The organism is Nitrosomonas sp. sh817 (genome assembly GCF_030908545.1).
Lineage (GTDB): Bacteria > Pseudomonadota > Gammaproteobacteria > Burkholderiales > Nitrosomonadaceae > Nitrosomonas.
The window spans coordinates 2,120,900-2,134,899 of record NZ_CP133083.1; the positions used below are offsets into that span (position 1 = coordinate 2,120,900).

General features: G+C 53.1%; 7 protein-coding genes. All 7 read right to left on the reverse strand.

What is annotated here, in order from left to right; translation table 11 throughout:
* Positions 1–115: 115 nt before the first annotated feature.
* A complete protein-coding gene (locus RBH92_RS09945) occupies positions 116–409 on the reverse strand; it encodes a GIY-YIG nuclease family protein (RefSeq protein WP_374049934.1) in 294 nt (97 codons plus the stop codon).
* A gap of 1,081 nt (positions 410–1,490) precedes the next feature.
* Positions 1,491–3,188, reverse strand: coding sequence for a restriction endonuclease subunit S (locus RBH92_RS09950; RefSeq protein WP_307931910.1), 1,698 nt, complete (start codon positions 3,186–3,188; stop codon positions 1,491–1,493).
* Positions 3,188–5,965 (reverse strand): type I restriction endonuclease subunit R, encoded by a 2,778-nt coding sequence (locus tag RBH92_RS09955; protein WP_307931911.1) that lies wholly within the window; start codon positions 5,963–5,965, stop codon positions 3,188–3,190. The genes RBH92_RS09950 and RBH92_RS09955 overlap by 1 nt, the downstream gene beginning before the upstream one ends.
* A 163-nt stretch (positions 5,966–6,128) precedes the next feature.
* Positions 6,129–7,076 carry a class I SAM-dependent methyltransferase gene (locus RBH92_RS09960; RefSeq protein ID WP_307931912.1) on the reverse strand — a complete coding sequence of 316 codons (948 nt, stop codon included), beginning with the start codon at positions 7,074–7,076 and terminating at the stop codon, positions 6,129–6,131.
* A 211-nt stretch (positions 7,077–7,287) separates the two neighbouring features.
* Entirely contained in the window at positions 7,288–9,663 is a 2,376-nt protein-coding gene (locus RBH92_RS09965) for a fatty acid cis/trans isomerase (protein ID WP_307931913.1), read from the reverse strand.
* 220 nt (positions 9,664–9,883) lie between these two features.
* Positions 9,884–11,125, reverse strand: coding sequence for a 2-oxoglutarate dehydrogenase complex dihydrolipoyllysine-residue succinyltransferase (odhB, locus tag RBH92_RS09970; protein WP_307931914.1), 1,242 nt, complete (start codon positions 11,123–11,125; stop codon positions 9,884–9,886).
* 12 nt (positions 11,126–11,137) lie between these two features.
* Positions 11,138–13,978: a 2-oxoglutarate dehydrogenase E1 component gene (locus RBH92_RS09975; protein WP_307931915.1), complete on the reverse strand. Its 2,841-nt coding sequence runs from the start codon at positions 13,976–13,978 to the stop codon at positions 11,138–11,140.
* Positions 13,979–14,000 lie beyond the last annotated feature (22 nt).

Genomic DNA, 14,000 nt, shown 5'->3' on the forward strand with positions numbered 1-14,000 from the left:
TTCAACGCCCCCGTCATTCCCGAAACGATTCTAATCGGGAATCCAGTCTCTAACTGGCTAAAATTCCGGATCCCCGGTAAAAACACGCGGGGATGACGAACGATGGCGATCTTACTCATACTAATTCTTCCCATAAATCTTTCCATGCCGGGTTCGTCTTCTCGATCAAATTTATTTTCCATTGCCTATTCCATTTTTTAAGTTGCTTCTCGCGTTGAATCGCGGCCGGCATGTCTTCATGCAATTCGTAATAAACGAGCATGTGTACTCCATACTTTTCAGTAAATCCCTCAACCAAGTCATGTTTGTGCTGCCACACCCGCTGAACCAAATTGCTGGTGACGCCTATGTATAGCGTACCGTTATATTTGCTCGCCAAAATGTAAACCGCCGGCTGTTTTTCCATCATGCAACCCCAGTCAACCGCTCACATCCAAACCATCTTCGCATTCTGCACATGCCCCCATTGGCACAGCTTTATTCATCACGAATCATTCCCGATCACCCCCGCCACCGCTCGCCGCATTTGTCACCCCTCGCCGATCCACCCCCGCTCGCCGCATCCGTCATTCATCTTCACATCCGCCACCCCTCATCACATCCGTCATTCCCTGTCACATCCGTCATTCCCGCGAAAGCGGGAATCCAGGTTTTCACAGAGTAACGTGGCCCCCCGCCTTCGCGGGGGTGATGGGGAATGACGTGATAAGCAAGCGAATCACCGTCAACTCTCACTCCCCTTGCGACGGACAACCAAATTGCCCTGAGAAGCCAACCGCTCCGCCTTAATACGCGCCAGCAATTCCGAGGCGGTTCGTCATTCATCTTCACATCCGCCACCCCTCATCACATCCGCTCCCCCGTCACATCCATCATTCCCTGTCACATCCGTCATTCCCGCGAAAGCGGGAATCCAGGTTTTCAAAGTAACGTGGCCCCCCGCCTTCGCGGGGGTGACGGGGAATGACGTGATAAGCAAGCGAATCACCGTTAACTTTCCCTCCCCTTGCGACGGACAACCAAATTGCCCTGAGAAGCCAACCACTCCGCCTTAATACGCGCCAGCAATTCCGAGGCGGTTCGTCATTCATCTTCACATCCGCCACCCCTCATCACATCCGTCATTCCCTGTCACATCCGTCATTCCCGCAAAAGCGGGAATCCAGGTTTTCAAAGTAATGTGGCCCCCGCATTCGCGGGGCTGACGGGGAATGACGTGATAAGCAAGCGAATCACCGTTAACTTCGCCTCTCCTTGCGACGGACAACCAAATTGCCCTGAGAAGCCAACCGCTCCGCCTTAATGCGCACCAACAATTCCGAGGCGGTTCGTCATTCATCTTCACATCCGCCACCCCTCATCACATCCGCTCCCCCCTCATCACATCCGTCATTCCCGCGAAAGCGGGAATCCAGGTTTTCACAGAGTAACGTGGCCCCCCGCCTTCGCGGGGGTGACGGGGAATGACGTGACAAGCAAGCAAATCACCGTTAACTTCGCCTCCCCTTGCGACGGACAACCGCATCGCCCTGAGAAGCCAGCCGTTCCACCTTGATACGCGCCAGCAATTCCGAAGCAGGCTCGTCGTTCGGATCTTGCGGTACCAATTGACCGGAGAAGGCTTTTTTCAGAATGGATTGACGCAGGGCTTCGGCTTGTTGCAAGGAAGTGGTGATGGTTTGGTCGAGTTGGTCGGTTTCGGAAAGTTTAGATTCCAGTTCTTCGACAATTTGCATTTGTTCATCTGTTGAACAAAGTGGAACTGGGATATTCCTGATGTCATCACCAGAGATTCCTGATTGCCCTGCTGTTGTACGAATTTTAGAATCAATAAACCGGCGAGAAGCTCCAGAATTTAAAGCTTTCTCCAAATAAGAAGTCGATACATTTTCTGAAAAAACTCTGGTTTGCACTAACTTATCTGGAAACAGGTACTTCTTGTCTGAACGATATTCCGCACATACTCCAACGTAATGTCGCGACCCATTATATCGGGTAAACACAAGATCACCGCGTTCAAGGTAATAAGCATCAAATTCGCCATTCGAGTTATTGATAAACCTGATGTCCTTCATATCGAAGAACAAGGGACGCACTGCACTTATCCTAAATATTGGCGTACCTGAATCGCCTTCCGGTTTTGCAGAAATTCCGTTTCTAACAATCAAGCACAAATCACCATATTTAACCCACCCCCACCCCTCTGGCAATTCAGGCAATTCAGCCAGTTCTTCGGCGGTGAGCGGCGGCAGGGGTTTCGGGGTTTTGGGTTTGCTGCCTTGTTTGCCGGAGGCTTCCCAGTCGGCGAGTTGTTGCTGGTAGCGTTGCGCTCTCTCTTGCTGGATGCGCTTGAGCAAATCAGCGGCGGTTTCGAGGGGTTTGTCATTCCCGCCCCCTACTTCGTCATTCCCGCGCAGTGCCAGCCCCCGCGAAGGCGTGGGGCGGGAATCCATGTCATTCAAAGGCTGGGCCCCCGCCTTCGCGGGGGCGACGGATTGTTTGGCACGACGCTGTTCGCGCCACTGCGCAGTGAGCTTGCCCTCGAACGCATGTTTCAGCAGCGCCTGCCGGTACACCTTGAGCTGCCCCTGGGCAATTTTCAGGTATTCGACACCCTTATCCAGCTCGGAAAATAGCTCCTCGATTTTGGCGACGATGCGGTGTTGTTCGTTAATGGGGGGTAGCGGTATTGGAAGTTTTCGAAACTTGGTTACGTTAAATGCTGGTTGTGCCGTAGCCGTTGAAATTAGCTTAATGAATTGCTGAAAGTCAAAGCAATTGAGATAAGCAAAAACGTATTTGAATTCTACTGAGGGTGTTACAGTGAACTTCAGCAAATTGGCAGGAATGACCGCGGTCTTCATTCCACTCGGATAGATGCCTGTTTTTCCGATTGAGCCAATTTTTGCGACCAGAATATCTCCTGGTTGAACTTTGCTTCTCTTCAGTTCTTCGTACTTGTTTTGAGAAATATAGCGAACGCTCCCTTTGGAGTAATCACCTTCCAAGTTTTTTGTTGTAAGAACCGGAACACCATTAGTCGAGTCGTCAATGTAGTCTGATACTTTTAAATTCGATCCAAACGGCCCATCTACAATCGCATTTTCCCCGTATCCAACATCCTCTAATTTTGCATAGCACCAAGATGTTGGCAGCACCCAAGTGTCAATCCGATCCAATTCATCCATCACCCTACCAACACCTCATTCAACTCATCCAGCAGCGGTTCCAGCTTCGCCCCAAACAACTGATACATCCTGCCCAGCCCGCCCTGGCTGTCGAACGGGGTCATGTCGAGATCGTCGCGCTCGATGTGGAAGGAATTGGCAACGTGGTCGCGCACCATGCGCAGCCAGTCCATTTGTTCTTCGTTGAATTTTTCCGCACCGCCGGAGTGGTGCTTCATGATCCAGTTCTGGAAGTTGCGGCGCACCACGGCGTCGTAGTTGGTGAGCGTTTCGTCAATGCCGCAGGCGCGGCGGATCAGCGCGACCAGCGCGGTGAGTTCGCTGATCGGCTGGCCCTTGTAATGATCGAGCTGGGCGTAGGCCTGCCACACGCGCACCGGGGCGAGTTTGGGTTTGTCGGTCTTGAGCTTGTCCAGCACCTGCCGGATCATGCCGTAGGTGATTTCACGGCGGCGGTACGGTTGATCGAAGAAAATGGCGAGCGCGGCGATGTGATCGCGCTGGCTTCTCAGGTAACCGGCGAATTCATCCACGAAGGCCTGCGCGTTGCTCGCAGCGTCCTTGTCCCACCCGGCGCGCAGCACGCTGTCGAGGTTGTCGTGGTCGATGGTCTGTTCCTTATCGCGGCGGATGCTGTCGATGAGTTCGACCAGCTCGCCGTTGAGCGCCTTGGCCGCTTCATTCACCAGTTGACTCTGCGCCAGTTCGCGCTGGGCGTCGCCGGGGTCTGAACCTAGCGGCAGGCGGGCTATTTCCAGCGCGCGGGCTTCGATGTTGTCGGCGTCGATGGCGCCGAACAATTTACTCACGAGCTGGTTCAGCTCCAGTCCGCCCGTTGCTTCGCGGATACGTCTCTGTTCATCGGCATCGAGTTGTTTGTTGAGCCGCGCCAGCCGCCCGGCGAGCGAACTGACGGTGTCTTCGTCGGTCGCGCCCATCATCACGCTCATCGCCAAATCTTTCAGCGGAACGGTGGGCTTGGTAATGAGCGGCTGGCTGGCGGTCTTGAGCGATTTCGTGACGCCGATGGCATCCACGATCACGTAATGCGTCTTGGCGCTGCTGGCGGAGGGCGTGACTTTCTGCAGGTCGTCGCAATCCAGCGTGCGCGTACCACGGCCTTTCATCTGCTCGAAATAGTTGCGGCTTTTGACATCGCGCATGAACAGCAGGCATTCCAGCGGCTTCACATCCGTTCCGGTGGCGATCATGTCCACGGTGACGGCGATGCGCGGGTAGTAGTCGTTGCGGAACTGTGCCAGCACGGACTTGGCGTCATCCACTTTGGAAGTGATTTTTTTGCAGAATTTATTCGATTCGCTGAATTCTTCACGCACGGTCTGGATGATATCGTCGGCGTGGCTGTCGGTCTTGGCGAAGATCAAGGTCTTGGGCACTTCACGGCGGCCGGGGAAGATTTCCGGCAGTTTGTCGCGGAAGGTGCGGATCACGGTGCGAATCTGGTCGGGGTTGACGATGTTGCGGTCGAGCTGGGTGGCGGAATAGGCTTCGTCTTCGTCCTGCATTTCCCAGCGTTTCTTGCGCGTGAGTTTTTCGCGGCGTTCCACCTGTACCTGCGCAGGGATAACACCGCCATTCTGGCTGATCTGCGTTTCGATCACATACACTTCGTTACCGACGTTGACGCCATCGGCCACGGCTTTTTCATGGCTATAGTCGCTGACCACGTTTTTCTTGAAGAAGCCGTAGGTGCGGTTGTCCGGCGTGGCGGTGAGGCCGATCAGGCTGGCGTCGAAATAATCCAGCACTTGCAGCCACAGGTTGTAGATGGAGCGGTGGCATTCGTCGATAAAGATGAAATCGAAAAACTCCGGCGGGATTCTTTCGTTGTAGACGACAGGCAGCGGCTCCTTGCCCAGCTTCAGCTCGGCAGGGTTGATGTCTTCGGTGGCCTCATCCAGCTCTTTATCCTTGAGGATGGCATATAAACGCTGGATGGTGCTGATGCATACCTGGCTATCCTTGGCGACGAAGGAATTTTTCAGGCGCTGCACGTTGTACAGCTCGGTGAACTTGCGGTTATCGTCGATGGGCACGTAAGACATCATTTCCTGCTCGGCCTGCTCGCCGAGGTTTTTGGTGTCCACCAGAAATAATATGCGCTTGGCGTGCGCATGCTTGAGCAGGCGGTAGATGGAAGTGATCGCGGTGTACGTTTTGCCCGCGCCGGTCGCCATTTGAATCAAAGCACGCGGGCGGTCAGCTTTGAATGAGTCTTCCAAATTAGTGATGGCGATTTCCTGGCAATCGCGCAAGCGCAATTCTTTTGCAGGAAGATGGTTTGGATTCAGCGGCGGAATGTGGTGCAGGCGTGTGCGCAGGCTGTTCGCTTGGCTCAGCCATTCCTTGAGCGTTTCCGGGCGATGGAAGCAGAACACCTCGCGCGAACGCGGCTTGGGATCGCGGCCATCGGTAAAGCGCGTGACAATGCCGGTGCTTTCATACAGAAAAGGCATCGGTTGGGTGTTGTTGATCCACTTCAACTTGGCGGCGGCATAGCCTGCCGTTTGCAATTCCACCTCGGTGATTCTGTGACCCAAGTCTTCCCGCTTGGCTTCAATCACGCCGACTGGCTTTTTATCCACGAACAATACATAGTCAGCCGGACCGGCATCGGTCTGATATTCGCGCACCGCCTGGCCTAATCCCGCATTCAGATCGATCTTTCGGGCCGATTGAATCGTCCAGCCTGCTTGCCTTAGCAAGACATCGATGCGGTCACGCGCTTTTTGTTCGGGGTTTTGGTTTTCTGCCATGGCAGGTAAATAAAATCGCGGGACTATTAAGGAAACGCTGATTAATCCGCCGGGCAAAATAAGATGCAAGGCCGATGGAGCGCGAGAAGAGACACATCAAGCGAGTTGTTGAGCGCCATCCAACGCAGCAGATCGCTTATGCAGGCAAATCAATGCCTAGCACTTAGTTGCGTTCAAACAGCCCATAGCACCCCTTGCGCAGCACGAACCGTTTAACCGGGCGCAACAGATTTTTTGCGATGGCGCGGGTACCGCTCCAGTCGGTCGAGTAGGCATAGACCAGGCCGAGCGGTAACGATACCGGCTTTAGTCCGCAACCTTCGGCGAATTTCTGCAAAGACGGCGCGGTGAAACAATTCAAGTGTTCGATCGGTTGAAGCGGCATGATTTTTTCCCGGTTTGCCATGGCATCGTTCCACTTCCATGATCGAAGAACAGCCTTGATATCGCTGCCGTCCGGCACGCTGATTTTCAGTATCCCGCCGTCCGCCAGGGAATTTTTCAGCGACATCACGGTTTCATGAGGAAAGGATAAGTGCTCGACCACTTGTTCGGTATTAATAAAATCGAAGCCATTATCCGGCAACTGATCCGGCGGCAGCAATTTGATCCCGCGCGATTCCGCAAAAGCGGCTTTGGTCGGAGATAATTCCACACCGGACACGTCGGCACCGAAAGCTTGCGCCATCACCGCCCAATTACCCCAGCCCATGCCGTAATCGAGAAAGCGCAGCCGCCGCTGGCGGCCATGACGCTTTTGCAAGAAAACGATCAATTGCATGATTTCTTGCGCAAAATAGGTGTAGTAATCAAACGGCATCGGTGGTTTGGAAGGCGCCAATGGATCGTTCTTGCCCAGCCAATTGCCGTAAACTTCCGCGAGCATGTCATCGGATGGCAACTGATGCTGAAAAATCAGTCCGCATCCCGCGCATTCCACAATGGAAAAAACGCCATCACCCAGCACTTCCTGATGTTTTCCAGGCGGCACCGCAGCATAATAAGCTGTCAGAAACGACAACATCTCCGGCGCATTGTAAGCGGTTCGATGTAATTCAGTGAATGTGGTGCCGTTGCAGGAAGGACAATGTTCGCGGATTTGAAATGTCATGATAATTGAGTGAGAAGTTTAGAATTGATCATTGTTTGAACAGCCATCAAAAATTTAACCGTGTGTTTTTGAGCAACGATCTTGCACCGCTCGTTGGCACCACACCTTAAATAAATATTTTTCTATTCTAGAACAAAGACATGAATATATAGAATGCACTCATTAGCGTCAAGAATATTGAATCACCGGTACCGGAACCCATCCGATCCTGTTAAAAATTTTCATAACGATTGACATCAAAAATACCCGCTATCAGCGGTTCGCGCTCTCGTTGCCAAGCCGTGATGTCGTGCAGAATTTCCCAGAACTGCGGATGCGTGCGCCGCACGCCCCAGGTGTTCACAATATGCTCGAAGCGAGCTTCATTATTGGCCGCGCCGATCAGCAGCGCAAATTCTTCGATATCCGTAGCCGGCACATCAAAAATGAAATTCGGATAACTCCCGGCAATACCGGGGTAAACCGTCAGGCGGTCTTTTTCAGGCTGATACCTGAATTCCTCGCCCAGAATAAATGCCACATTGGTATGCGCGCGATCCCGCAGCAAGGTATAGACCGTCCGTTCATCCTGGTCATGCTTGACCCTCACGAAGGTCACTTCCGGCAATTGATCGATGCCGGCTAAACCGGACGCCGGACGGGCGGCAATGGCCGACAATGCATGGTCCGCTTTTTGGATCCAGAGCGGTTGATCCGGACGCGCACAGTTGCTCACCCGGCAACGATTGATCGGATCATCGGCCATTGCATTGACCGGCTGAAAGCGGTCAAGAATCCGCAAAGCGAGTTCTTGCTTCGGATCTTTAGTTGCGAAGCGCTCCGCCGAAGGCGAAACATCGTCGATATTTTCATAAAAAATGCCGAATTTCAGTTTACCCGCTTGCTGATACCAGTCGTGCAGTATGTCGGTACGTTGGCCGCCGGGCATCAAGCGCAAAAAATTATGTTCCGAGCTATTGCGTATCAGATCGAAATACAGCCGGGTCAAGAGCTGATGGGCCACATTGCCGAACACGTTGTAATTCACTACCAGTATGTAGTAGGTGCGTTCAAGCAACGGATAGTCCATGAGCCATAGCGTTTGCGGTATATCGCCGATCAATCCCCTGGCAACGGAAGCGCTATCGTAATGACGCACGATGGTCAACAAAGCATCTTGATTCCGCTGATCGCCATCCCACAGATGATCCAGCGAAGCGCCTTCAGGATGTTGCAAAACATACTGGCTGCGGCGTTGCGCCAGGTAATCATTATGATGACCGAGATACCAGAGCCATTCCTCGCCCATCGCCAGCAAATCATCGTTTTGTCCGGGCATCTCCAGCAATGGTATGGCCTGGCGTTGATAGGCGTCATTCGTAGTGAACAGATCGGACTCCGGACTCTGGAATAAAACCCAGAAACGATCGTGTAACACGTCGGTGGCGATCTGACCGCGGCATACCGGTCCATGAATGACATTGCGCACATAGAATTCGGCGTCGTCCAGCATGAACCGGTAACGCGCATACGCCGGAATGGCGGCAAAGGTCGCGAACGGATTGACCCGCTCGGCATAGCTGTATCCTGGTAAATCGCTCATCGTCCATTCACCGGCGAAAAATAACTCATTGATACGTTGCTGCTTTGCCGGGCTGAGCGGATAAGGAATCCGCCGCTTGTGCAGGATGCTGCCGCTAATCGGGCGTATGCGGTAGAAAAACGGCTGTTCGGGATCGTCGTTGGGAAATACGGTGGGGATCGGGATAATGTCTTTGCCAGGCGCCGTTGCAGACCGGATTAACTCAAAAAAACGCAACTCCCCGCCCAGATTCGGAAAATACAGCGTCGCCATGAACCAATGCTCATACAACCAGCGCGCCACCAGTTTGCCGCGATTATCATCACGGTTGAGTAGCGATTCCCATTGCCGCAGTGATTCTTTCTCGCCATCGGTCAGCGTTACCGGTTCATCGGGAATCACCGCGCCCTGCTTGACCCACCCGGCCAGCAGCGCATATTCGCGGTCGCTCAATCCGGTCACGGCAAACGGCATGCCGCTGAGAGGATAGTCCTGCGCATAACCGGAAAATTTTTCCCCGGTGACACACTGATTTTTCCGGGTAATGCTCAGGTCAATCGAATCCGGTATTTTGCTGTTCGGCGGGAATGGATATTGTTTCGCCAGCGATATCATCTCCGCGATCAACGGTTCGGACTTCGCATCGTGAGATTGCAATACCGAATGAAAACCGCGTTCACGCCAGCCTGAAACGGTCAACTCATCGATCCCGAGCCGGGTCGGCGACAGTGCCTCGGCCCGCGCGCCGACATAAATGGATTCGCGGAAAGCGCCGCGCAACAATCCTTCCGTGCTCTCCAGCTTGAGCTGGCACGGCGCATCGAAACAGCTATGGCACGACAAACATTTGGCTTCCAGAATCGGACGGATCTCATCATGATACGAAACCGGTCTTTCTATCGCGGCAGGCAATGCAATCGGTGCTGGCGCTTGCTGGCGGGTGGCTATCGGATTATTGCCGCCTTGACAAGCGGATAACAAAAAGAAGAAACAATAGAAGAGTCTGAATGTGTGGAATAACTTCATGAAGATCCTTGGAACATGGATTCAAAATGCGCTCTCATGGCTTATCGCGGCAGGAATCGCCGAGCTCACCGGCGTATCTTGATAAATCCAGCATCTGGATTCACGCAGTTGATTTCACTGAAACGCAGTCAATACAACAATAGTTGAGAAGAAAGAAATTCTGATTACTTTAACCTTGAAAAATAACCATCTGAAACAAGGAATTAATTCTTGTTTATTTTCATTTCTCCAGCAGCGGACTCATCGGATATTCCAGCGCTTCCTTCATCGCCACCAGCGATAATACCGCTTCGCGGCCATCGATGATGCGATGATCGTACGATAGCGCCAGATAATTCATCGGACGGATCACGATCTGGCCGTTTTCCACGACCGGGCGTTCCTTGGTGGCATGAATCCCGAGAATGGCGCTTTGCGGTGGATTGATGATCGGAGTCGACAGCATTGAACCGAACACACCACCGTTGGTGATCGAGAACGTACCGCCGCTGAGTTCGTCGATACCGAGCTTGCCGTCTTGCGCGCGCTTGGCGAAATCGGCAATCTGCAGTTCAATCTCAGCCATCGACAGCTTGTCAGCGTTGCGAATGATAGGCACTACCAGCCCGCGCGGACTGCCGACCGCAATACCGATATCGTAATAATCGTGGTAGACGATTTCGTTACCTTCGACTGATGCATTGACGATCGGATATTTTTTCAGCGCCGCGACCGCCGCCTTGACGAAAAATGACATGAAACCAAGCTTCACGCCATACTCTTTCTCGAATTCGGTTTTGTAACGCGCGCGCAAATCCATGATCGCTTGCATATTGACTTCATTAAACGTCGTCAGAATGGCGGCTGTCGATTGTGATTGCACCAGCCGTTCCGCGATGCGCTGGCGTAGCCGTGACATCGCAACCCGGCGTTCCGTGCGCGCTCCGGCACTAACCGCCCCAGGGGAAACAGGTTTGCTTTCCGGCGGTGCAATCGCGCGGGATCTGTTCTCCACATAGGCTTTCACATCTTCCTTGGTAATCCGGCCGCCGAGACCGGTACCTTTGATCGCGGTCGTTTCCGTTGCTTTCAGATCGTTTTCTTCCGCCAGCTTACGCGCTGCCGGCATCAGCATGGGAATCGCCGCATCGGTTGCTTCCGCGCTGGCTTTCTCAGGGCTTTTGCCGGTAGCAATCACGGCTTCTGTTTCAACGGCCACCGCCGGCTTCTCACTCGATACGACAGCTTCGGTATCAATCATCGCAATGACTTCGCCGCTGATAACCGTCGCGCCGTCTTGCTTCAGGATTTTACTCAAAACACCGGCGCTGGGCGCGGGCAATTCCAGCACGACTTTGTCGGTTTCGATGTCGATCAGATTCTCCGACCGGTTCACGGTATCGCCTGCTTTCTTATGCCAGGCGATCAGCGTGGCTTCTGCAACGGACTCAGATAATGCGGGAACTTTGACTTCAATTAGCATGGCGCCCTCTTACTAAATTTTTTCTCGGAATGCCGCAACGATCAATTCGTTTTGCGTAAATTTGTGTCTCGCCGTGTAACCGACCGCCGGAGAAGCGGACGATGCGCGCAATGCATAAGCCAGTGCTTGATCCGGCTTCATGTGGCGCAACAAATAATGCTGAATGCGATGCCAAGCGCCTTGGTTACCCGGCTCTTCCTGGCACCAGACCACTTCCTTGGCATTCACGAAACGGTCGATTTCCGCCTGAAACTCCTCGTGCGGAAATGGATACAATTGTTCCATGCGAATGATCGCCATATCACCGATGCGCTGTTCCTTGCGGTAAGCCAGCAATTCATAATAGATTTTCCCGCTGCAAACAATGAGCCGTTTGATGGTGCGTGGATCCAGGTTGTCGACCTCCGAAATAACCGGATAAAAATAGCCATGCGCCAATTCATCCAGACTCGACACCGATTCCTTATGCCGCAGCAGACTTTTCGGGCTCATGATAATCAGCGGCTTACGAATCGGCCGGATCATTTGGCGGCGCAGCAGATGGAACATTTGCGCCGGGGTTGAAGGCACGCACACTTGGATATTGTAATCGGCGCACAACTGCAAATAGCGTTCAAGCCGCGCCGAAGAATGCTCCGGACCTTGCCCTTCGTAGCCGTGCGGCAGCATCATGACCAAGCCGCATAGCCGCCCCCATTTGGCTTCGCCGGAAGCAATGAATTGATCGATCACCACTTGTGCGCCGTTGGCAAAATCACCGAACTGGGCTTCCCAAATTATCAGCTCATTCGGTTGCGTGGTGGCATAGCCATATTCAAAACCCAGTACCGCTTCTTCCGACAGCATCGAATTGATCACGACAAAATCCGGTTGCTCCGGATAAAGATGACGCAATGGCACATAAATCCGCTCGTTTTGATCCGCCGCCACTTGATCGTGCAGTTCCGCGTGACGATGAAAGAAAGTCCCGCGCCCCGAATCCTGTCCCGACAACCTAACCGGATATCCTTCTTTCAACAAAGCGGCGTATGCCAGATTCTCGGCCATGCCCCAATCCAGCGGTAATTCGCCTTTGCCCATCAACCGCCGGTCGGCCATGATCTTTTCCACCCGGGGGTGCAGCTTGAAACCCTCGGGAATATCCGTAAGCCGTATGGAAAGTTGCTTCAGCATTTGCAGCGACACACCGGTTTTAACTTTCTTGTTCCACTTGAACGGCCGGATAAACGGTTCCCAGTTGATCGCGTACGGTGACTTATAGTCGTAACAAACGGCTTTATTCGGATTGACGCCTTCATCCATCGCATCGCGATATGCTTGAATCAGCACATCCGCATCCTGCGGCTGAATCACTTTCCCGGCGATCAGCTTATCGGCGTATAACTGACGGGTACCGGGATGTCGGTTGATCACTTGATACATCTTCGGCTGCGTCACCATCGGTTCATCTTGTTCATTGTGGCCCAGCTTACGGAAACACACCAGATCAATCACCACGTCCTTGTGAAAACGCATGCGGAAATCAAACGCCAGTTCGGCCACCATTACCACGGCTTCCGGATCATCGCTGTTGACATGAAAAATCGGCGCTTCAATCATCTTGGCAACATCGGTGCAGTACAACGTCGAACGGCTGTCGCGCGGATCCGAGGTAGTAAACCCGATTTGGTTATTGATGATGATATGCACCGTGCCGCCGGTACCATAGCCACGTGTTTGCGATAAATTCAGCGTTTCCATTACCACGCCTTGACCGGCGAAAGCGGCATCGCCGTGAATCAGCAGCGGTAACACCCGGTCGCCTAATTTATCGTTGAGTAAATGCTGCCGCGCACGCACCGAGCCTTCAACGACCGGGTTGACAATTTCCAGATGCGAAGGATTAAACGCCAACGCCAAACGCACAATGCCGTCGGCGGTTTTGATCGCCGACGAGAATCCCTGATGATATTTGACATCGCCCGAAGGCAGATGCTGCGGCTGTTTTTCTTCAAATTCCCGGAACAAATCCTCCGGCATTTTCCCCAAGGTATTAACCAATACGTTAAGCCGGGCGCGGTGCGCCATGCCCATGACAATCTGCTGCACGCCGGTTTTGCCGGCTCGATGGATAATGCTGTCGAGCAGCGGAATCAGACTTTCATTGCCTTCCCCGGAAAATCGCTTCTGTCCGACGTAACGGGTATGCAGATATTTTTCTAATCCTTCCGCCGCAACCAATCGTTCCAGAATATGCCGCTTATAGTCGGCGGAAAAATCCGGATTGGAACGTTGCCCCTCCAAACGCGCTTGAATCCAGCGTTTCTGTTCGACCGAAGAAATATACATATATTCGGCGCCGATCGAACCGCAATAGGTTTCCCGCAAAATTTGCAGGATCTCGCGCAAAGAAGCACGCTCAGGGCCGACCAGCGAACCGGTATTGAATACTTTGCCCATATCCGCTTCGGTAAATCCGAAGTGCGCAGGATCCAGCTCGGGAATATCCGAGTGCTGTTTGAGTCCGAGCGGATCGAGTTTCGCTTGATTGAGACCGAGATACCGGTGCATGTTAATCAATTGCAACACAGCCACTTGCTTACGGTCATCAGTATCCGCCACTACCACTTCCGGTAACGCGGTTTGCGCTTCAATGCCGGAAGGTTTCGCGGCAGCGCCGCCCGGCGCGCTCGTTGCAGGCATCTGCGAAGACTGAATCGCAGCTGCGTCCGTCTGCTTCGTCAAGCGATCAAAATACTCCCGCCACGCAAGACTTACGGCGTTGGCGTTATGCAGATATTCATCATAGACCGCTTCGATAAACGCAGCATTCGCAGCAGATAACAGGGAATCGTCCAGCAACGGTTTATTCATGGAATGAGCAGCCCTCGAATGG

What these genes read in the sequence shown, in the direction of transcription:
- odhB (WP_307931914.1), bottom strand. Translation starts at nt 11,125, where the DNA reads ATGCTAATTGAAGTCAAAGTTCCCGCATTATCTGAGTCCGTTGCAGAA.
- RBH92_RS09955 (WP_307931911.1), bottom strand. Translation starts at nt 5,965, where the DNA reads ATGGCAGAAAACCAAAACCCCGAACAAAAAGCGCGTGACCGCATCGAT.
- RBH92_RS09965 (WP_307931913.1), bottom strand. Translation starts at nt 9,663, where the DNA reads ATGAAGTTATTCCACACATTCAGACTCTTCTATTGTTTCTTCTTTTTG.
- RBH92_RS09950 (WP_307931910.1), bottom strand. Translation starts at nt 3,188, where the DNA reads ATGGATGAATTGGATCGGATTGACACTTGGGTGCTGCCAACATCTTGG.
- RBH92_RS09945 (WP_374049934.1), bottom strand. Translation starts at nt 409, where the DNA reads ATGATGGAAAAACAGCCGGCGGTTTACATTTTGGCGAGCAAATATAAC.
- RBH92_RS09975 (WP_307931915.1), bottom strand. Translation starts at nt 13,978, where the DNA reads ATGAATAAACCGTTGCTGGACGATTCCCTGTTATCTGCTGCGAATGCT.
- RBH92_RS09960 (WP_307931912.1), bottom strand. Translation starts at nt 7,076, where the DNA reads ATGACATTTCAAATCCGCGAACATTGTCCTTCCTGCAACGGCACCACA.